The sequence below is a fragment of the Pseudoduganella sp. GW821-FHT12E03 genome (genome assembly GCF_058807115.1).
The window spans coordinates 260,102-280,566 of the sequence record NZ_JBXAQJ010000004.1 but is presented as its reverse complement, the minus strand read 5'-3'; the positions used below and the strand labels follow the sequence as shown (position 1 = coordinate 280,566).

Below are 20,465 nucleotides of genomic sequence, written 5' to 3'. Positions count from 1 at the left end.
CGGCGGCGCCCGGGTTGCCGTCTGGTACACTGTGGTCCGGACCCGTACCAGATTAGTTTTCAGATGAATATACAAGTCGGCGATATCGGCCATATCATCCAGCTGGCGATCGCGCCGGTATTCCTGTTGGCCGGCGTCTGCACCAAACTGATGGTGCTGACCAACCGCCTGGCCCGCATTATTGACCGTTCGCGCGTGCTGGAAGACCGGCTCGATATCGGCTACAACGAAAGTTCCCTGAACGAACTCGATGTGCTGTACCGGCGGTCGCACCTGATCAACGTGGCGATCGCGTCATCGACGACGTGCGGATTATTGGTCTGCCTGGTGATTGGCATGCTGTTTATCGGCGATACCACCGACGTTACGCTGGATAAATACATTGCCGGCTTGTTTGTGCTGGCGATGGCGGCTTTGATTGCCAGTTTTGTTTACCTGCTGCGGGAAATCTTCATTGCTTCCGCGGCGATGCGCGCGCACCGCCATGTGCGTCACCCATTACAGAAATAAGAGTACCATCGTCCCATGCACGACTATCAACGCCCCCCCACCCTGTACCGTTATGGCATCCGCGGCGACCTGGAACAGGCCCTGTCGCAGGGAGAATTCATCCTGCGTCCGACCGCGCAATGCCTGACCCTGAGCTTTTCCCAGGTGTGGGACCGCAACCTGTTTGACCTGTTTTCCGCCGACGCCTGCCTGATCATCCATAACACGGAAGAATTCGGCGAACGTATCCACCGCGCCGTGCAGCGCACCCTGCCCAGCTGGGCGGGCATCGATGGCGCCATCGAATACGGCACCCGCGCCGCCCTGGGCGCCGCCTTTACCAAGACCCCGGCCGAAGCGCAGGAACGCGAATGGCAATTCGCGTGGCGCGCCATGCAGGCGAAATTGAGCCTGAATCCGGTGATGATCAAGATCGGCAGCATTGAACAGTTTGCCGAACTGCGCGACCGGGACACTTACCTGGCGTAACACAGCCGCGGGCCTGCACGCATGGCGGCTTCCGCCAAGGCGGAAACCGCCCTACGCATTTTGCTGCAGTGGTTGGCGCTGAATGTGTAGGGCGGTTTTGCGCAGCAAAGCCGCCATGTCTGCCGAACATTGTCAGTTGCGCACTGCGGCGGCGTCTGCCTTGTCGATGCGGGCCAGCACGGCCCCCATCATGCGTTCGATGTCACCGCGGATGATATTGGTGCCCAGGATGCCGGGCACATAGAAATTCGGCACCAGCTTGCCGGAATACACCACGCGGGTGCCGCCGTCGGCCAGCGGCACCAGTTCCCAGCGCGATTCATAGTGTTTCATGTCACCGGAGATGAGTGCGATATCGATCGACGCCATCGGCTGTTCGGTGGCGCGCACGATCAGGTGGATGGATTTCGACATGAACAGGAAGCGCGCCGTGCCGAATTGTTCAATGATGACTTCATTGCCATTGCGCGACAGTACCCGGCATGACTGCATGTCGGGCACGAATTCATTCATCTTTTCGTACGTGGTGAGGGTCTTCCAGACCGTGGCCAGCGGCGCCTGCACGGTGCCGTTGGCGTCCACTTCATACAGCTGCAGGTTGTCCTGATGGATGCGGTTGACCGCGACTTCCAGTTTCGGCGGGTCGGTTTTGACAGGCTGGCCCAGTGCATGTGCGCACAGGCCGAACAGCAACATCACTAGCAATCGCTTCATTTTTCCAGCGTACGGTAAAGAATGGCAGAATACAAGCGTAGTTCAGTAGTGTTACGCCGCGCTGCCCAGGATTTTAGAAACACGGGTCTAACGAATTCCGCTTTAATTGCGGACTTTTCACGTCTCCATTCTAAGAATTCAATATGACGACCGCACGCTATTCCCACCTGCTGGCTCCCCTCGACCTTGGCTTCACGACCCTGCGCAACCGCGTCATCATGGGGTCGATGCATACCGGCCTGGAAGACCGCTTTTTCAATTACGGCAAGCTGGCCGAGTTTTACCGCGAACGGGCGCGCGGCGGTGTCGGGTTGATTGTAACGGGCGGTATTTCACCGAACCGCCAGGGCTGGCTGCTGCCGTTGGGCGGCACCCTGAATTTTGCCGGCGATGTGCGCAACCACCGCAAGCTGACGACCGCCGTGCACGGCGAGGGCGGCAAGATCCTGATGCAGATCCTGCATGCGGGCCGCTATGGCTACCATCCGTTTGTGGTCTCCGCCTCCGGCCACCAATCGCCGATTTCACCATTTAAACCCGGGCCGCTGACGGACTCGGGCATCGAGTCGACCATCCGCGATTACGTGCGTTGCGCCCAGCTGGCGCAAAAGGCGGGATACGACGGGGTGGAAGTGATGGGCAGCGAAGGGTATCTGCTGAACCAGTTCCTGTGCGCGCGCACCAATACCCGCACCGACCGCTGGGGCGGCGCGATTGAAAACCGCATGCGCCTGCCGGTGGAAATCGTGCGCCGCATCCGCCAGGCGGTGGGACGCGACTTCATCATCATGTACCGCCATTCGCTGCTGGATCTGGTGGAAGGCGGCAATACCTGGGATGACGTGGTGACTGTCGCAAAGGCCCTGCAGCAAGCCGGCGCGACGATCCTGAACACCGGCATCGGCTGGCATGAAGCACGGGTGCCGACCATCGTCACGTCGGTGCCGCGCGCCGCGTTTGCCAGCGTGGCGGGCCGCTTGCGCAAGGAAGTCTCGATCCCGGTGGTGGCGTCGAACCGCATTAACATGCCGGATGAAGCCGAAGCAATCATTGCGCGCGGCGATGCGGACATGGTGTCGATGGCCCGTCCGTTCCTGGCCGATGCGGAATTCGTGGTCAAGGCGGCAACCGGCCGCACCGACGAAATCAACACTTGCATCGGCTGCAACCAGGCGTGCCTTGACCACACGTTCCAGAATAAACGGGCCAGTTGCCTGGTCAATCCGCGCGCCTGCCATGAAACGGAACTGCGGTATATCCGCAAGGCGAAGGCGCGCAAGGTGGCGGTGGTGGGCGCCGGACCGGCCGGCTTGTCGGCCGCCACGGTGGCGGCCGAATGCGGCCACCAGGTGACCCTGTTCGACGCCAGCGACAAGGTGGGCGGCCAGTTCAAGGTGGCCATGCAAATCCCCGGCAAGGAGGAATTCGCTGAAACCCTGCGCTACTTCACGCGCAAGCTGGAGTTGACAGGCGTGGATGTGCGCCTGAATACCCGCATCACGCGCGACGAATTGCTGGCGGGCGGTTATGACGATGTCATCGTGGCCACCGGCATCAGGGTGCGCATGCCGCCGATTCCCGGCATCGAACACGCCAAGGTGCTGTCCTACCTCGATGTGCTGCTGCACAAAAAGCCGGTCGGCAAGCGCGTGGCCATCATCGGCGCGGGCGGGATCGGGTTTGACGTCGGTGAATACCTGCTGCACGACCCGCGCCATGCGTTGCCGCTGGCGGTCGAACACTGGACGCGCGAATGGGGCGTGGACTTGAAGGCCACCACCGGCGGCGGCCTGGTCGAGGCGCGGCCGGAAGAGCCGGTGCGCCAGCTTTACCTGTTGCAGCGCAAGACCACCAAGCTGGGGGCCGGCCTCGGTAAGACGTCGGGCTGGGTACACCGCGCGGTGCTGGCCCGGAACGGGGTGGTGATGCTGGGCGGCGTGCAATACGACAAGATCGACGACCAGGGCTTGCACATCACGGTCGATGGCGAACAGCGCCTGCTGGCGGTCGATAACGTCGTCATTTGCGCCGGCCAGGACAGCCTGGCCGAGCTGATGCCGCCGGAAGGGCAGAAGCAGCAGGGCGGCCCGCGCTTTTATAAAATCGGCGGCGCCGCGCTGGCGGCGGAACTGGACGCCAAGCGCGCGATCAAGGAAGGCGCGGAACTGGCGGCGAGCCTGTGACGGGCCATGTCGTTTGCCATTGCGTTGGCGTTATTCCGTAGGGCGGTTTCCGCCTGGCGGAAGCTGCCAGGGCGTGCGTGCCGGTGCCGCATGTGCTGGCCACTACGCAAGCATGGCGGCTTCGCTGGCGCGAAACCGCCCTACGCATTGGACGCCTCGGGGTAAGTTAAGCGGCACATGCCGGCGTAGCCCGTTCACGTGCCATGCGCTTGCTGGACGACCATGTCGGCACGTCCAGTTCATCGTAAATGTCCGCGCACACCGACAGGATCTTGTCGATTTCCACCTGTGTCAGCCCGGAATTCAGGGTCAGCCGCACCAGTGAACGGTTGCGTGGCGTGGCCGGTGCGCAAAATACCGCGCCGAACACGCCGCGCGCTTCCAGCGCCTTGCGCAGCGCCAGCGTGCGCGGTTCCGGGCCCGGCTCCAGCGCGATAATCTGTTCGCTGCCATCGCTGACGTTGTAGCCGATGGCGCTCAATCCGTCGCGGATCTTCCGTGCATTGCTGTGCAGCGCCGCGCGGCGGTCGTCCGCATTGCGGATCAACGCCAGCGCCGCTTCGAACCACGCCAGTTCATGGCTCAGCAGGCAGGAGCTGAAAATCGCCGGGCGCGAGGCGGACAGGAAGTAGCCCTTGAATTTGGTCGAACAGGTGATCAGCCCCGCGCGTCCTGCAAACGCCTTCGCCAGCGAGGCGGTGCGGAAGTGCACCCGCTCGGACAAGCCCAGTTGCGCCACCAGTCCCGCGCCCTGCGGCCCGTGCGTGCCCAGCGAATGCGATTCATCGGCCACGATGATGCTGCCGCTTTGTTCGGCCAGCGCCACCACGGCGGCCAACGGGCACAGGCTGCCGTTGGTGCTGTAGACCGTGTCCACCACGATCACGCCGGGACCATGTTTTTCCAGCTGGCGCTCCAGGTGGCCGACATCGTTGTGCAGGAACGGCACGGCCTTGGCCTGGCCGGAGGTGACGCCTTCCCACAACGAGGCGTGCGCCATCATGTCGAGATAGACCGGCACGCCGGGGCCGGCAATGCTTTGCAGCAGGCCGACATTGGCGGCCCAGCCGGATTGCGTCAGCAAGCCATCCTGCGACCCCATGTAGCGGGCGAATTGCTGTTCCAGCCGGTGCTGGCGGCTGCCTTCCTGCAGGAAGACCGACGACATCAGCAAATCCGCGCCGCCCAGGCGCAGGCAATCGGCCTGCGCCTGCAGCAACGTGTGTTCGCCCGCGATGCACAGGTAATCGTTGCTGGCCACGTAAATCGCATCCGGCCCGGGCGGCAGCCAGACATGCATATGCTCGCCGCCCAGCAGTTTGCCGACCCGTTCGACGTAATGTTCATCCATGCGCGCATTGACGAAGGCGGGCAGGCGGTGCTCGGCGGCCAAGTCAGCGGCCATATCGGTGGGCATATCAGTGGCCCTGTCGGCGGCCAAACCGGCGGCCAGATCGTTGGGGGCGTGTATTGTCGTTTCTATCATGGTGGCTCCTGGTTGATTATTAAGTAAGGGCGGCAGTCGGTGGTATCCTCCCTGCCGCGCGCGCACCCATCGTACGCGGGAAGTTATTAATGTTAAACAGGCAATGACTGTGTCCAGAACAAAATACATTTCAGCCCTGCGCCGGGGCCTGGCATATGCCGCCGCCGGCTGGCAGCGCGAGCAGGCGCAGCCGCATGACGCGGTGGTCAAACGCATTGCCCAGCTGTCCTGGATCGCGCTGGTCGGCATGCCGCTGTACTACGTGGTGTGGCACGACTGGTTCCCCCAGCCGTATGAAAACCTGTGGCTGCGCCTGGGCGGCATGGCGGCCTGCCTGCCCGGCATCTGCGCCGCGCGCTTTGCGCGCCGGCGCTGGTTCCCGCTCTACCAGGTGGCCGGGCTGACCTACATCCTGCCGTTCTTCTTCACGTATATGTACCTGATGAACGGGGCCAATACCGTGTGGAGCGAATCGCTGCTGATTGCCGTCATCTTGTTGTTCCATTTCGACTTCGCGCTGGCGCTGCTGTCGTACGTGACCGGCACCTCGCTGGCCTATGTGCTGTATTACGTGCTGCATTACGCGCAGCACCCGGACGCCACCCTGGTGCAATTGCTGATGCAGGGCCAATGGCCGATTTACCTGTTTGCCATCATTGCCGTGTCGCTGGCCAAGGTCGGACGCAGCATGCTGGAATCGGAGCGGCTGGCCGGCATGGCCGCCGCCATGGGCACCGTGTCGCACGAATTGCGCACGCCGCTGCTGTCGATCGGCGCCAATTCGCGCGGCATGAAACGCTTGCTGATGCAGGCGCCCGGCTTGCAGGAACAGGACCGGGTGGCGATGGAAAAAGCCCTGGCGCGGGTGGAAATCGAAGTGCGGCACATGAACAATGCGATCGACCTGCTGCTATTGAGTTCGACGGCCGGCCAGCGTAAAACCCAGCAGCGCGAAGTCCTGTCGATGGAAACAATGGTAAAGTCCATGCTTGAACGCTATCCCTTTGCCAATCAAGGGCAGGCGGACCTGGTCGCCATCACCGTGCGCGCCGATTTCCATTTCCTTGGACAGACTGATTTGTGTTCGATGATCTTGCTTAACCTGCTGCGCAATGCGTTGTCGGCGCTGCAGCGGGCCGGCAAGGGCCGCATCCGCATCATCATCGACGGCGCGCGTGCGCGGCCCCGGTTACTGTTTATCGATACTGGCAGCGGCATCGACCCGGACCACCAGCCGCATATTTTCCGGCGCTTTTATACCTACCCGCAGCATAGTGGTACCGGTATCGGCCTGAGTTTTTGCAAGGAAGTGCTCGATGCCTGGGATGTCACGATCCGTTGCGTTTCGCGGGTGCAGCGGTATACCATCTTCGCCCTGGAATTTCCGCGCCCTGCGCCTGACCCTGACTTACAGCCTGATTCACTGCCTGACCTAAAAGCCTGACCGATGGACCTGACACTGCCGATTTACCAACATCCGACCCTGGTGACGCTGATTGACGACAGCCAGACTTTCCTGGAAAGCCTGTCGTTCCAGCTGCCGCACCAGCTGGCGCGGCGCGCTTTCCATGACGTCGAAGCCGCGCTGGCGTGGCTGCGCGAAGCGCACCGGGCCAGCACCCAATTTTCCATCACCGTCGGCTATGACGAACAGGTGCTGTCGTTCGAGCGGCGCGTGGTGGCGTTCGACGTCGACCAGATTTACCGCCAGGTGATGAACCGTCACCGCTTCCTGCTGCCGGCCGTGCTGGTGATCGATTACGCGATGCCGCAAATGAATGGCGTGGCGTTTTGCGAATCCGTCAATGCGCTGCCGTGCAAAAAGATTTTATTCACCGGCGAGGCCGATGAACGGGTGGCGATCGACGCCTTCAACAATGGCCTGATCGACCGCTTTATCAAAAAGAGCGACCACGCCGCGCTGGACCGCCTGGAATTCGAAGTGCGCACCCTGGAAAAGGCGTATTTCAGCGCGCAATCGCGCACCATGCAGGATTTGCTGGCGCGCCATTCGTTCACCTTCCTGTCCGACCCCGCCATGGCGGCGCAGGTGGAACAATTGCGCCGCCAGTATGGCTTTGTCGAGTATTACCTGTTCCCGAATCCGTCCGGCATCCTGTTCTTCGACATCAACGGCAAACCGACCCTGATGGTGGTGGAAACCGAAGCGGGCATGCTGGCGCAGATGGAAGTGGCGCAGGACAATGGCGCGCCGGATGAACTGGTGGCGGGCCTGGCCGACATGCGGCTGCTGCCGTTCTTTGCCGACACCGGCATGTATACCGACGCCATCGCGCAGGATTGGCTGTCGTATTGCCTGCCGGCCCAGCGCTGTGCCGGCAAGCAGGATTACTACTGGGCGTTGTTTGATTTGCCCCCGCACATGTTGCCGGGATCGGTGTATTCCTATGCGGACTTCTTGCGCGACCAGGAGGCCGTATGCTGATCGAATCGTCCGATATGCTGGGCCAGCAGGCCCTGGCCCGCTACTTCACGCCGCTGCTGCAACCGGCCGGCTGGGAAGCCTTGCGGCTGGGCGCGCAACGCGCCTATGTGCAACTGGGCGTGGCCGGCTTCATGCTGCGCTACCAGGCGCTGGAAGGCGGCACGGCGATGGCGGTCGGCAGCCTGCCGGAACCGCTGTTGCGCGCTTTTTGCCGCCAGACCGGCGATCCTGTCGATGTCGGCCTGGCGCGTTCGCCCTTGCCGCAATCGTGGCGGGCCGACGTGCTGGCCGATGCCTATCCCCATGCGCTGTACGGGCAACTGGGCGAGGCGGGCGTGGTGTATGGCCTGAGCGTGGCTTGCCGCAGCGGCGCGGGTGTCAGCCGCGTGGACTTTTACCGGGGCCGGGAGGGCGACAGCTTTACCTCCTGCGCACAACAGGGGGCCTTGCAGCTGCTGGCAATGCACTTGCATGAAGGGGCTGCGTTCGTCCAGCGCGGCGCCAGTGTGCTGACTGACCGCGAGCGTGAAGCGCTGCTGTGGAGCGCGCAGGGCAAGTCGATCCGCGAAGCCAGCGAAATGATGGGCATTTCACAGCGCGCCCTGTATTTCCATCTGCAGAATGCGGCCGCCAAGCTGCAGGTCTACAGCACGCGGCATGCGGTCAGCCGCGCGATGGAACTGGGCTTGCTGGTGGCTTGAAACCCGTAGGGTGGCTTGGGGTCATCAAGCCACCATGCGTGCCGGCCGGTGGCGCGTGCGTTGATGGTGGCGCCGGCATGGCGGCTTCCTGCGTCCTTATTCGGCGACGACGGGATGAATAGTCTTGGTGTACGGCTGTTCCTCACCCTCCACCCACCAGTTGGCCCAGATCCGGTGCCCCGTGGCGGGTCCCGTATCCGGTTCCAGGCTCAGGTAATTGCGCGCGCCGATATAGCGGTGCGACGTGCCGGGGAACGGATACATGGCCGCCGTGATGCCCCGGTCCACGGTTTCCACACGGTCGCCCACATGTTCCAGGTAAAACAGCGCCATCGTGGGCGGCGCCGGGTGCACGATGCCGGACGACGTCAGCTGGTTGATGACGGCGGCATTGGCCGGCGCGTTGGACGACCGGTGGCGCGCCGATTCAATCACCCCCAGCGCACCCACGTGCACGTCGCCCGACAGCACCGTCACGCGCGTCTGCCGTGCCGAGGCCCAATCCAGCAAGCGGTGGACCAGGCGCAGGCGTTCCTGGCGGTGCGTGCGGCTCAGCCAGTGGTCCTGTAAATCGTCCTGCAATGCATGCTGGCCGGGCAGCGCGCACAGCAACGCTTCCAGGGTGGAGAAATCCGGGTGCACCACGGGAATGCTGGACATCACGAACAGGTGGCGGCAGCCGTGCTGCTCTTCCAGCCACGTATAGGCGGCTTGCCACGCTTCGTCGCTCATCACGCGGGTGCGGGTGCGTTCGCTGCGCAAATCCAGTGCCAGGATGGCGCAGTCGCCAACCCGGATGCCGCGGCTGTAGCCGGGCTGGCCCGGCAGGCGCAGCGCGACGGACGCGTCATCGGCCGCGTGCAGCTGGAACAGGCGGAAGTAGTGGCGCGCCACGCTGTAGATGCCCTGGTAGACCGGACTGTGCTGCTGCGCGTCCGGATAGGAACCCCAGCCGTCAAAGATGTCATGGTCGTCCCACATCATGACCGTGGGCGCCTGCGCCAGCATGGCCGCCACGGCGGGCTGGCTCCAGCGTTCCAGGTACAGCTTGAAATAAAACGCTTCGACTTGCGCGCGCAGGGTTTCCGTGAAGGGCGCATGGTCGCGCGCATCGGCCGGCAAGGCGCGCCACGCGCGCAGCGCATCGACTTCATCCCACATGCTGTCGCTGTAGACCTGGTCGCCACCCATCAGCAGCAAGTGGTGCGCGCGGGCGCCGTGGCGCTCCGCCATGCGGCGCCACATGGCGTTGGGTTCGCGTACCCGCTTGATCACCTTGGGATCGGAAAAACCGTTGCACGAGGTGTATGCACAGGTGGGGGCCGCGCCTTGCGCGGGGATGACGAAGCTGTGCACGGCGCCGTCCACGTCATAGCGCACGCGCTGCTCGAAGGCGGTTTGCGGGATCGTCAGGCGGAAGCTGCGCACCTCGGTGGCATCGACGCCGCTACCATGGCGCGCCAGCAGGGCTGAATGGATCGAGTCCGCCGCCGGGCACGCCACATGCGGCATCGCCGCCGCAGGCGCCGCCAGCAATACGCTGACGTGCCAGCCATCATCATCGGCGCCCAGGAATTTCAGGATGGGACCCAGCTGCTTGCTCATGTAAATCGATACTCCGGAATTCAATGGCGGCAGCAAAACGCGGCGCCGCAGCGCGAAGAAGCGCCATGGTACGCGATTAATTCAATTTTGATAACTATTTAATTTTTATAAACATCGCTGCGTGGCTTGCTTGGCATGCGACAAGGATCATCCGGGGCGGCCGTGGAAGACTGGGCATCCCGCGGCCGCATGGGCCGCCATCCGATGGAGACTGAAATGAATGAGCCGATGGTGCAGCCGGAAGTCGAACAAAACCAGCCGCCCGTACAATCCAGCGGGCCGGATAATTTTTGGAGATTTCTGAAGGTCCTGGTGATTTCAGTCGGCGTGCTGGTTGCAGGCTGGTTCGCCTTCTTGTACTGGCTCGCCTACATGCTGTGGGGCTGATCACAGCTCAATGCGCCGCGTGCTCGTGCTGCGCGCGGCGCTCGCCATAGGCTTGCACCACATACGCCGTCATCCCCCGCGCCAGTTCATCTTCCCCGATAAAGATTTCACCGGCGCGTTCCTTGCGCAGCAAGTCCGCTTCTTCATCGTTATGCGAACGCACCACGGTGCGGATGCCGGGATTGAGCGCCCGCGCGGTTTCCAGCATGGCGCGCACGTGGAAGGTATCCGGGGTGGCGATCACCAGCAGGGCGGCGCGCGCGATGTGGGCCTGGATCAGCACCGCCGGTTCGCCCGCATTGCCGGCCACGGCAGGCACGCCTTCGTGGCGCAACTGGTCCACCAGTTCGCGGTTTTGTTCCGCCACCACGTATGGAATGCCGCGTTCCGCCAACTGCGCGGCGATCCGCCGTCCGACGCGGCCATAGCCGACCAGCACCACCTGGCCGCTGAGTTTTTCGTGCGGCACGGACATCGGCAATTCCGCCAGCGGGTCGGCGCTGCGCTCGAAGCGGGCCGCCAGCAACCGGTTCTTGCCAAGGCGGCGTTCCAGCGGACCGGTGACGGCAAACACCAGTGGATTGATGGCGATCGACAGGATCGCGCCGGCCAGGATCAGGCTTTGTCCTTCCTGCGGCATCAGTTTCAGCGCAATGCCCAGCGCCGCCAGGATGAACGAGAATTCGCCGATCTGCGCCAGGCTGGCCGACACCATCAGCGCGGTCTTGGCCGGATAGCGCAGCAGCATCACCAGCACAAAGGCCGCCAGCGACTTGCCGAACACGATAATGCCCAGCACCGCCAGCACGCGCAGCGGCTGTTCCACCAGGATTGCCGGTTCGAACAGCATGCCGACCGAGACGAAGAACAGCACGGCAAAGGCGTCGCGCAGCGGCAGCGATTCTTCCGCCGCGCGGTGGCTCAGCTCCGATTCGCGCAGGACCATGCCGGCGAAGAACGCGCCCAGCGCAAAGGAGATGCCGAACAATTTGGTGGCGGCAAAAGCAATGCCGACCGCGGCGGCAATCACGCACAGCGTAAACAGCTCACGCGAACCGGTGCGCGCCACTTGCCACAGCAGCCACGGGAACAGCTTGCGGCCCACCAGCATCATGAAGGCGATGAAGGCCGCCGCCTGGCCGATGGTGAAGGCCACTGTTTGCCACAGCGGCGCATTGGGATCGACATGAGCCTCAGGCGGCGCGGCGCCGCCCAGCGCGCCGGCCAGCGGCGGCAGCAGCACCAGCACGATGACGGTGACCAGGTCTTCCACCACCAGCCAGCCCACCGCGATGCGGCCATTGAAGGAATCGAGGATGCCCCGTTCTTCCAGCGCCCGCAGCAGCACCACGGTGCTGGCCACCGACAGGGCCAGGCCGAACACCAGGCCGCCGCCCAGGCTCCAGCCCCACCAGTGCGCCAATCCCATGCCCATCGCGGTCGCCGCGCCGATTTGCAGCACGGCGCCCGGCAGCGCCACCTTGCGCACTTCCCATAAATCATCGAGCGAAAAATGCAGGCCCACGCCAAACATCATCAGCATCACGCCGATTTCCGCCAACTGGCCGGCCAGCGCGGTGTCGGCGACAAAGCCCGGCGTGGCCGGGCCGATCAGGATACCGGCAGCCAGGTAGCCGACCAGGGCCGGCAACTTGAGTTTGGTGGCGATGAAGCCGAATACCAGCCCGAAACCGAGCGCGGCAGCAATGGTGGTGATCAGGGGAAAGTCATGGTGCATGCGTACGTAATACCCTTAAACGGTGGTCAACCGTTCAAGGGTAGCACAGGCCTGCGCTGGAAGTTTTTTACAGCTTGCGGACGACGACCGCGCCGATCGAATAGCCGGCGCCAAAAGAACAGATCACGCCCAGGGCACCGGCCGGCAAATCGTCCTGGTGCTTGTGGAACGCGATGATGGAACCGGCCGACGATGTGTTGGCATAGGTATCGAGGATCACCGGCGCTTCATGCGGTTCCGCATCGCGGCCAAGGATGGTGCGGGAAATCAGCTGGTTCATGCTGAGGTTGGCCTGGTGCAGCCAGAAGCGGCTGAACTGTTCCACCTGCATGCCCGCGCGCGCAATGCTTTCCTTGATCATCGCGGCCGCCATCGGGCAGACATCCTTGAAGACCTTGCGGCCCTGCTGCTTGAACAACTTGTCCGGCTGGCCGATGCCTTGGTCATCGAAGCGGTTCATGAAGCCGAAGTTGTTGCGGATATTGTTGGAGAAGCTGGTTTTCAGCTTGGTGTCGATGATTTCCCACTGGTGCGTGGAAACCGCCGCTTCCTTCGCCTCCACCACGATCGCGGTGCACGCGTCGCCGAAGATGAAGTGGCTGTCGCGGTCGCGCCAGTCCAGGTGGCCGCTGGTGATTTCCGGGTTCAGCACCAGCACCGCGCGCGCCTGGCCGCTTTGCACAGCCGCGACGGCGGTCTGGATGCCGAAGGTGGCCGAGGAGCAGGCCACGTTCATGTCGAAGCCATAGCCATCGATGCCCAGCGCCTGCTGCACTTCCACCGCCATGGCGGGATAGGCGCGCTGCATGTTCGAGCACGCCACCAGCACCATGTCGATGTCGGCGGCGCCGCGGCCCGCGCGGTCGAGCGCCTGCTGTGCCGCCTTGACGCAGATTTCCGCCTGCAGCGACAGCTCTTCATTGCTGCGTTCAGGGATGCGCGGCACCATGCGCTTCGGATCGAGGATGCCTTCCTTTTCCATCACATAGCGCGACTTGATGCCGGACGCTTTTTCAATGAAGGCGGAGCTGGACGGTTCCAGCGCAGTGAGGGCGCCGGCCGCGATGGCATCCGCGTTGTCGGCATTGAATTGTTCCGCGTAGGCGTTGAAGCACGCTACCAGTTCATCATTCGAGATGGAATTCGGCGGGGTAAACAGCCCGGTGCCGCTGATGACGACTTGTTTCATATTATTTAATCTTTCTCCCAAAGGCGGTCGCCTGACCGAGAAATTTTACACGAAGCGCTGCGTCACAAAGATAAAACGGCGCCCGTCGGGACGCCGTTTTGGTACGAAAGGTCTATTTTTTAGAGCGTCCGCTTGATTTATTTTTTCAAGGGACTCTTGGCGGGCGCGGGATCGGCCTGCACCAGCTTCGATTCCTGCTTGGCCAACTGCACTGGCAAGCCCTTCAAGTGGTTCAACGCTTGCTGCAGCTGGAAGTCGTCGGTGCTGCCGAAATCGAGCGGCTTGCGTTTACGTTCCGCCATCAGGATGCGCACCTGTTCTTCCGCTTCATCGCGTTTGGATTTGGCGGCTTCCTGGTCGCGGTCATTGCTCAGGTGTTTCGACAAATCGGCTTCGCGCAGGCGCAGCGCATTCAAGCCGTCGCCATCGGCATTTTCTTCCACCTGCAAATCCGGCGTGATGCCTTTGGCCTGGATCGAGCGGCCGTTGGGCGTGTAGTAGCGGGCCGTGGTGAGCTTGACGGCGGTATCGGCCGTCAGCTGGCGGATGGTTTGCACCGAACCCTTGCCAAAGGTTTGCGTGCCGATGATGGTGGCGCGCTTGTAATCCTGCAGCGCGCCCGCGACGATTTCGGAGGCCGATGCGGAACCGGTATTGACCAGCACCGCCATCGGCACATTCTTCACTGCCGCCGGCAGCTTGGCGAGGATGTCGCCTTCATTGCGCAGCAAATAGTATTCAGGACGGCCATAGAACGTCTGGCGCGAATCGGGCAACTGGCCATTGGTCGACACGATGGCGGAGTCGCGCGGCAGGAATGCCGCCGCCACACCGATCGCGCCTTGCAGCACGCCGCCCGGATCATTGCGCAAATCCAGCACCAGGCCTTTCAGTTGCGGATCTTGCTTGTACAGGTCGGCAATCTTGGCGGCCAGGTCGTCGACCGTCGGTTCCTGGAATTGCGCAATGCGCAGCCACGCATAACCGGGTTCGACGATCTTGCCCTTGACGCTTTTCTGGTGGATTTCCTCGCGCGTGATGCTGAACACCAGCGGTTCCGGCTCATCCTTGCGCAGCACGGTCAGCGACACTTTGCTATGCGGCTCGCCGCGCATTTTTTTCACGGATTCATCGATGCTCAAGCCTTTCACCGGCGTCGAATCGAGACGGGTGATCAGGTCGCCGGCCTTGATACCGGCGCGGTGCGCCGGCGAATCTTCAATCGGCGCGACAATCTTGATGTAGCCATCTTCGCTCTGGCCGATTTCAATGCCGAGACCGACGAACTTGCCTTGCGACCCTTCGCGCAATTCCGCGTAGGCTTTCTTGTCGAGATAGGCGGAATGGGGGTCGAGCGACGCGACCATGCCGGTGATGGCTTCGGTCAGCAATTTCTTGTCTTCGACCGGTTCCACATAATCGGATTTGATGAGGCCAAACACGTCGGCCAGTTGCCGCAATTCTTCCAGCGGCAGGGCGGGGTCAGCAGGGCGCTGAGCCATCGCGGAAAATTGCAACGACGCGGCAATGCCGGCCACTACACCGAGCCCAACCAGCCCGGTATTCTTGAGTTTCTTGCCCATGTTTCACCTGTGTCAAGCCCGTGTACCTTATGGTGCCACGGTGAAATTAGTATAAACCTGATTTTCAGCAACCTGAGTAGCCTCAACGTAATTTCATTCGTTTTTCAGGCACTTTTAAGCTTGCCGCGCCACACAAATATCGGATGGACAAGAGAAACTTTTGACACCCTCTCAACATTACTTTTCTGCTCTGTAAATCGTTTATTCACGTCCGTAAGCAATTGTAAGAAAACAGGAAGGGCAACCGGACGCGACCTACACTGGCCTTGTAATTCTCTCTACCCTGTAGTGGTTTTCCGCCAGCGCGCCCGCGCTGGCTTTTTTTTTGGCTAAGCGTGCCGGGCCTTCAGGCCGGGCATCCTCATTATTTCTGGAGATTCGATGAAACATTTGCGTACCGCAGCGCTGGCCTTGCTGCTGGCGGCTGTCCCCCCTGTTTTCGCCACCCCTGTCATGGAAATGCGCGCCGAAGATTTGCTGGCCATGGCGGCCGATTTCCGCAAGGAATTGAATCTCAATGCCAACCAGCAAACCCTGTGGCAGCAGACCGAAAGCCGCACCCGCACCCTGTTGCGCGAACGGCAATCGCGGCGCGAAAAAATGCAGGCCGCATCGCGTGGTGCGCTCGACAGTAAAGACGTGGAGTTGCGTGAACTGGCGGGCGCGTTCGACACGGAAACCGCGGCCACGGCCAGCGAAGAAAAGCAGTTGCGCGAATGGTGGCTGGTGGTCAACGATGCATTGAATGAAACCCAGCGCCGCCAGGTGGCGGTCTTTATTGCCGAGCAAATGCAGCGCATGCCGGGCCGGGAGGGCGGTGAGCGTCCACGCGGCGGCGAAGGGCAGGGCCATGAAGGGAAGGGCCGTGGCAAGGGCGGCATGGGGGGCGGCATGGGCGCGCCAGGCGGACAGGGGGGCCCGGGGCGCGGCGGATAATGTTGCTGGCAACAACTGCGTGTATCGAAACGTAAAAACCCGTTAACAATCGCCTCCCCACCGCCGCGCGCGATTACAATGCGTGCGCGGCACACTCTCCCGAGCCAGCCAGAACGCTCCAGCCAGCCAAGGCCGCACGGACACCCTCCCCGAATTCCATGAGCAAACTGATCCCCATTGCCTGCCTGGCATTAATAGGCGCCCCGATTCACGCCTATGCCCAGCAGCAGGGCGATGACGGAAAGACTGCCGCGCAGCCGGTGCAGCAGGTCACCATCACCAACAGCCGCGCCAGCGACATGGATGAACGCCGCAACGCCACCGCCGGCAAGCAAGTGTATGGCCGCGAAGAACTGGACCGTAACGGCGACACCAGCCTGGGCGACGTATTAAAACGGCTGCCTGGCGTGACCATCGGCGGCGGCCGTCCCGGCCGGGGCGGCGATGTGCGCATGCGCGGCCTCGGCAACGGTTATACCCAGGTGCTGGTCAATGGCGAACGCCCGCCGGCCGGTTTCTCCATGGAGTCGCTGTCGCCGGACCAGGTGGAGCGGGTCGAAGTCATGCGCGGCCCGGTGGCCGAACACAGTGCGCGCGCGATTGCCGGCACCATCAACATCGTGCTGCGCGACGGCTACCAGCAAAAGGACATCCAGGTGAAGTTGTCCGACTCTGTCGAGCAGGGCTTGCACTCGCCGAACCTGTCGGTGACCCTGCCGGGCAAGCAGGGCACGCTGAATTACACGCTGACCGGCACCCTGGGCATCAACCGCCAGCATAACGCCGGCCACACCACCAGCACCGATACGCGCGCGGACGGGACCGTGGAACGCCTGCAATTGCAGGACGATGACAGCAGCGGCACGACGAAAAACCTGAACCTGGCGCCGCGCGTGTCCTATAAGTTCGAGAACGGCGACACGCTCAATTTCCAGTCCTTCGTGATGGCCAACCGCAGCGATACCGGCGCCACCAGCGCCTTGCGCCAGCCGGTGGCGCTGCCGGGCGTGCCGCCGCAGGAATACGCGGCGGCCGATACGCAATCGCATGCCAGCGCGACCTTCATGCGCGGCTTTGGCAACTGGGTCCACCGCCTCGATGGCGCTGCGAAACTGGACGTGAAATTCGGCTTCGGCCTGGGCAAGCGCGACAGCGACGTGCTGCGCTACCAGTACGATGCGGCCGGCAGCCTGCTGGACCGCTTTACCGATACCGATGCGTCGCGCGACCGTGGCTTGAACACGGGCGGCAAATACACGTCGCCGCTGGGCCAGGGCCACTTGCTGGCGGCGGGGTGGGAACTGGAAACCGGCCACCGCGAACAGACCCGCGTGTCGCTCGATAAAAACGGCGTGTCGCAATTTGCCGATTCCGGCGACAACCTGACCGCCGACACGCGCCGCGTGGCGGTGTATGCGCAGGATGAATGGGAGATCACGCCGGCATGGAGCGCGTATGTTGGCGCCCGCTGGGAAGGCATCCGCACCACGTCCGAGCGTGGCGCCGGCACAGTTGGCAATACCATCAGCAACAACAGCAGCGTGTTTTCCCCGCTGCTGCACGGCGTCTGGCGCATTCCCGGCAAGGAGCGCGACCAGGTGCGCCTGAGCTGGACAAAGAGTTACAAGTCGCCCAACGTGCAGGACTTGATCGCGCTGCCCGCGCTGTCGCGCAACAATGACGCGACCCGTCCCGACCGCACCGGCAATCCGAACCTGAAACCGGAACTGGCCACCGGCATCGACCTGGCGTATGAACATTACCTGGGCCGCGCCGGCATCCTGTCGGCCAGCGCCTTTGTCCGTGACATCGATAACCTGATCCGCCGCACGCTGACCACGTACAGCGCGCCCGATGGCACGCTGCGCTGGGTCTCGACGCCGTCGAACGTGGGCCATGCCAAGACCCGGGGTGTGGAACTGGAAGCCAAGTTCCAGCTGGTGGAATGGTTCCCCGATGCGCCGGCGATCGATGTCCGCACCAATTACAGCCGCTTCTGGTCGCGGGTCGACGGTATTCCCGGCCCGGACAACCGCCTTGACCAGCAAGCCAAACAAACCGGCAACCTGGGCCTCGATTACCGCATGAAGGATGCACCGCTGACGTTTGGCGCCAGCTTCAACTGGACCCCGGCGATCCGTGTGCAAACTTCCACCGAACAAGTGGTGGAAGTCAGCCGCAAGCGCGTGCTCGATACGTATGTGTTGTGGAAAGCCACACCGCTGACCCAATTGCGCCTGTCGGCGAGTAATATCCTGGCCGATGACGCCACCGGCAACAACCTGGTGATGACCGGCGGCGTGACCAACATCGCCAAATTATCCAGTACGGTCAACCCCACTTACATGGTGTGGAGCGCGCGGCTGGAAACCAAGTTCTGACAAAGGAGAGACGTAGTGAAACGCACCCTGTTGACCACCCTGGCCCTGAGCCTGTTCGCCGCCTATGGCCCCGCCAGCGCCCATGAAGGCCACGACCATCATCCGGCGCCGGCCGCGCTGAAGTCCGGCATCGATCTCCAGTACATCGACACCAAGGTGCGTCCGCAGGATGATTTTTTCCAGCACCTGAACGGTGAATGGCTGAAGACCACGCAAATTCCCGACGATAAATCGAGCTGGGGTTCGTTCGCCAAGCTGCGCGACGACACCTTGCCGCAACTGCGCGCCATCATCGAAGACTTGCAGTCGCGTAAACACAAGGCCGGCAGCAACGAGCAAAAAATCGCCGACTTGTATGCCAGCTACATGAATGAAGCGCTGCTGGAAAAGCAGGGCGTCAAACCGCTGTCGGGTGAGCTGGGCCAGATTCGCGGCGTCAAGGACAAGAAGGCATTGCCAGGGTTGATCGTGCGCCTGTCGCGCATCGGCGTCTCGACCCCGTATGCGATTTATGTGAGCACCGATGCGCGCGATTCGCTGAAGCATGCGGCGTACGTGACGCAAAGCGGCCTGGGGCTGCCGGACCGCGATTATTACCTGAAAAAGGATGACGAGCGCCTGGCCGGCATCCGCACCCAATATGTGGCGCACGTGGCGCAGATCCTGAAGCTGGCCGGCCACAAGACGCCGGAAGCGGCGGCGCAAGCCATCATGGAATTTGAAACCGCGCTGGCGGAAGTGCAGTGGTCCAAGGTGGACAACCGCGATCCGGTCAAACGCTACAACAAGACCGAGATCGCCAAACTGGGCGACCTGGCGCCTGGCTATGACTGGCTGGACGTGATGGGCAAGGCCGGCGTGGCCACCAAGACCGATTATGTGATCGTCAATCAGCCGAGCTACCTGAAGGGCTTCGCCCGGCTGGTCGATGTGACGCCGCTCGATACCCTGAAGTCGTACTTTGAGTGGCAATTGCTGCGCGATGCCTCGCCCTACCTGTCGAAAGCCTTCGCCGATGCGAATTTCGCGTTTTATGAAGGCGTCATCAGCGGTGTGACGGCGCAGCCGCCGCGCTGGAAACGCGGCGTGGCCACGGTGGAAGGCGCGATCGGCGAAGGCCTGGGCCAGTTGTACGTGACGCAGTACTTCCCGGCCGAGCGCAAGGCGCGCATGGAAGTGCTGGTGAAAAACCTGCTGGCCGCCTACAAGGACAGCATTGACAAGCTGGACTGGATGGGCCCGGACACCAAGCGCGAAGCGCAAGACAAGCTGGCCAAGTTCACCACCAAGATCGGTTACCCGAACAAGTGGCGCGATTACAGCGCGTTGTCGTTCGTGGCGGGCGATTTGGCCGGCAATATGCGCCGCGCCGCGGAATTTTCGTACAAGCGCAATATCGCCAAGCTGGGCGCGCCGGTGGACCGCGAAGAGTGGGGCATGACGCCGCAAACCGTCAACGCGTATTACCGCTCGACCGCCAATGAAATCGTGTTCCCGGCCGCGATCCTGCAGCCGCCGTTCTTCAACGCGCAAGCCGACGATGCGGTTAACTATGGCGCCATCGGCGCCGTGATCGGCCACGAAATCAGCCATGGCTTCGACGACAAGGGCAGCCAGTCCGATGGCAACGGCAACCTGCGCGACTGGTGGACCGCTGACGACCGCGCGAAGTTCAAGGCCAAGGCCGATGCGCTGACCAAGCAATATGACGGCTACAGCCCGCTGCCGGGCTATCACGTCAATGGCGCGTTGACCCTGGGTGAAAACATCGCGGATAACTCCGGCCTGGCGATCGCCTACAAGGCTTATAAACTGTCGCTGCAGGGCCAGCCGGCGCCGGTGATCGACGGCCTGGCGGGCGAGCAGCGCTTCTACATGGGTTTTGGCCAGGTCTGGCGCAGCAAGATGCGCGAAGCGCAGCAAATCAAGCAGGTGAAAACCGATCCGCACTCGCCGGGCCAGTTCCGCGCCAACGGCACGGTGATCAACCAGCCGGGTTTTTATGACGCGTTTGGCGTGAAGGAAGGCGACAAGATGTATGTGGCGCCGGAAAATCGCATCATCATCTGGTAACTTGCATTTTTTGTGCGGCAAAAAGGCCACGAACGTGGCCTTTTTGCTATTTTTGTGTATTCCTG

The 20,465-nt window shown here is 62.5% G+C and carries 16 protein-coding genes; 10 read left to right on the top strand and 6 right to left on the bottom strand.

Translation table 11 applies throughout. The features are described 5' to 3' along the window. Positions 1-63: 63 nt before the first annotated feature. Together AC1RRC_RS12075 and AC1RRC_RS12070 are read left to right on the top strand one after the other, a co-directional pair. The gene (locus AC1RRC_RS12075; protein WP_493055714.1) at positions 64-510 is read left to right on the top strand and encodes a DUF2721 domain-containing protein; all 447 of its coding nucleotides are present in this window, start codon (positions 64-66) and stop codon (positions 508-510) included. A 15-nt stretch (positions 511-525) separates the two neighbouring features. Then, entirely contained in the window at positions 526-978 is a 453-nt protein-coding gene (locus AC1RRC_RS12070; protein ID WP_493055713.1) for a hypothetical protein, read from the top strand. A 132-nt stretch (positions 979-1,110) separates the two neighbouring features. Here AC1RRC_RS12070 and AC1RRC_RS12065 read toward each other — a convergent pair whose 3' ends face one another. Further along, on the bottom strand, positions 1,111-1,692 hold the full coding sequence (locus tag AC1RRC_RS12065) for an SRPBCC family protein (RefSeq protein ID WP_493055712.1): 582 nt from the start codon (positions 1,690-1,692) through the stop codon (positions 1,111-1,113). 143 nt (positions 1,693-1,835) lie between these two features. On the opposite strand from AC1RRC_RS12065, the gene AC1RRC_RS12060 reads away from it, so the two are divergent. Next, a complete protein-coding gene (locus AC1RRC_RS12060; RefSeq protein WP_493055711.1) occupies positions 1,836-3,875 on the top strand; it encodes an oxidoreductase in 2,040 nt (679 codons plus the stop codon). Between the two features lie 166 nt (positions 3,876-4,041). On the opposite strand, the gene cqsA is transcribed toward AC1RRC_RS12060, so the two are convergent. After that, on the bottom strand, positions 4,042-5,292 hold the full coding sequence (gene cqsA, locus AC1RRC_RS12055) for an alpha-hydroxyketone-type quorum-sensing autoinducer synthase (RefSeq protein WP_493055710.1): 1,251 nt from the start codon (positions 5,290-5,292) through the stop codon (positions 4,042-4,044). Positions 5,293-5,470: 178 nt separating this feature from the next. Between cqsA and AC1RRC_RS12050 the strand changes: the two genes are divergently transcribed. From AC1RRC_RS12050 to AC1RRC_RS12040, 3 genes are read left to right on the top strand one after another with little or no spacing between them, the layout of a single operon-like run. Next, complete coding sequence (locus tag AC1RRC_RS12050) at positions 5,471-6,805, top strand: sensor histidine kinase (protein WP_493055709.1); 1,335 nt, start codon at positions 5,471-5,473, stop codon at positions 6,803-6,805. A gap of 3 nt (positions 6,806-6,808) precedes the next feature. Further along, positions 6,809-7,807 carry a response regulator gene (locus tag AC1RRC_RS12045; protein ID WP_493055708.1) on the top strand — a complete coding sequence of 333 codons (999 nt, stop codon included), beginning with the start codon at positions 6,809-6,811 and terminating at the stop codon, positions 7,805-7,807. After that, on the top strand, positions 7,801-8,508 hold the full coding sequence (locus AC1RRC_RS12040; RefSeq protein ID WP_493055707.1) for a helix-turn-helix transcriptional regulator: 708 nt from the start codon (positions 7,801-7,803) through the stop codon (positions 8,506-8,508). Before AC1RRC_RS12045 ends, AC1RRC_RS12040 begins: the two co-directional genes overlap by 7 nt. 96 nt (positions 8,509-8,604) lie before the next feature. Here the strand turns inward: AC1RRC_RS12040 and AC1RRC_RS12035 are convergent, their stop codons facing one another. Continuing rightward, positions 8,605-10,113, bottom strand: coding sequence for an alkaline phosphatase D family protein (locus AC1RRC_RS12035; protein ID WP_493055706.1), 1,509 nt, complete (start codon positions 10,111-10,113; stop codon positions 8,605-8,607). A 216-nt stretch (positions 10,114-10,329) separates the two neighbouring features. Here AC1RRC_RS12035 and AC1RRC_RS12030 point away from each other — a divergent pair, with 216 nt between their 5' ends. After that, positions 10,330-10,500, top strand: coding sequence for a hypothetical protein (locus AC1RRC_RS12030; protein ID WP_493055705.1), 171 nt, complete (start codon positions 10,330-10,332; stop codon positions 10,498-10,500). A 7-nt stretch (positions 10,501-10,507) separates the two neighbouring features. On the opposite strand, the gene AC1RRC_RS12025 is transcribed toward AC1RRC_RS12030, so the two are convergent. From AC1RRC_RS12025 to AC1RRC_RS12015, 3 genes are all read right to left on the bottom strand, one after another. Beyond that, the gene (locus AC1RRC_RS12025) at positions 10,508-12,238 is read right to left on the bottom strand and encodes a cation:proton antiporter domain-containing protein (protein ID WP_493055704.1); all 1,731 of its coding nucleotides are present in this window, start codon (positions 12,236-12,238) and stop codon (positions 10,508-10,510) included. Positions 12,239-12,305: 67 nt separating this feature from the next. Continuing rightward, positions 12,306-13,427 carry a beta-ketoacyl-ACP synthase III gene (locus AC1RRC_RS12020; protein ID WP_493055703.1) on the bottom strand — a complete coding sequence of 374 codons (1,122 nt, stop codon included), beginning with the start codon at positions 13,425-13,427 and terminating at the stop codon, positions 12,306-12,308. Positions 13,428-13,564: 137 nt separating this feature from the next. Then, the gene (locus tag AC1RRC_RS12015; protein ID WP_493055702.1) at positions 13,565-15,010 is read right to left on the bottom strand and encodes a S41 family peptidase; all 1,446 of its coding nucleotides are present in this window, start codon (positions 15,008-15,010) and stop codon (positions 13,565-13,567) included. 381 nt (positions 15,011-15,391) lie between these two features. Here AC1RRC_RS12015 and AC1RRC_RS12010 point away from each other — a divergent pair, with 381 nt between their 5' ends. The 3 genes from AC1RRC_RS12010 (at position 15,392) to AC1RRC_RS12000 (ending at position 20,400) form a co-directional block, all read left to right on the top strand. Then, positions 15,392-15,946: a hypothetical protein gene (locus tag AC1RRC_RS12010; protein WP_493055701.1), complete on the top strand. Its 555-nt coding sequence runs from the start codon at positions 15,392-15,394 to the stop codon at positions 15,944-15,946. A gap of 158 nt (positions 15,947-16,104) precedes the next feature. Beyond that, positions 16,105-18,327 (top strand): TonB-dependent receptor plug domain-containing protein, encoded by a 2,223-nt coding sequence (locus AC1RRC_RS12005; protein WP_493055700.1) that lies wholly within the window; start codon positions 16,105-16,107, stop codon positions 18,325-18,327. A gap of 15 nt (positions 18,328-18,342) precedes the next feature. Then, complete coding sequence (locus tag AC1RRC_RS12000) at positions 18,343-20,400, top strand: M13 family metallopeptidase (protein WP_493055699.1); 2,058 nt, start codon at positions 18,343-18,345, stop codon at positions 20,398-20,400. The last annotated feature ends 65 nt before the right edge of the window (positions 20,401-20,465 follow it).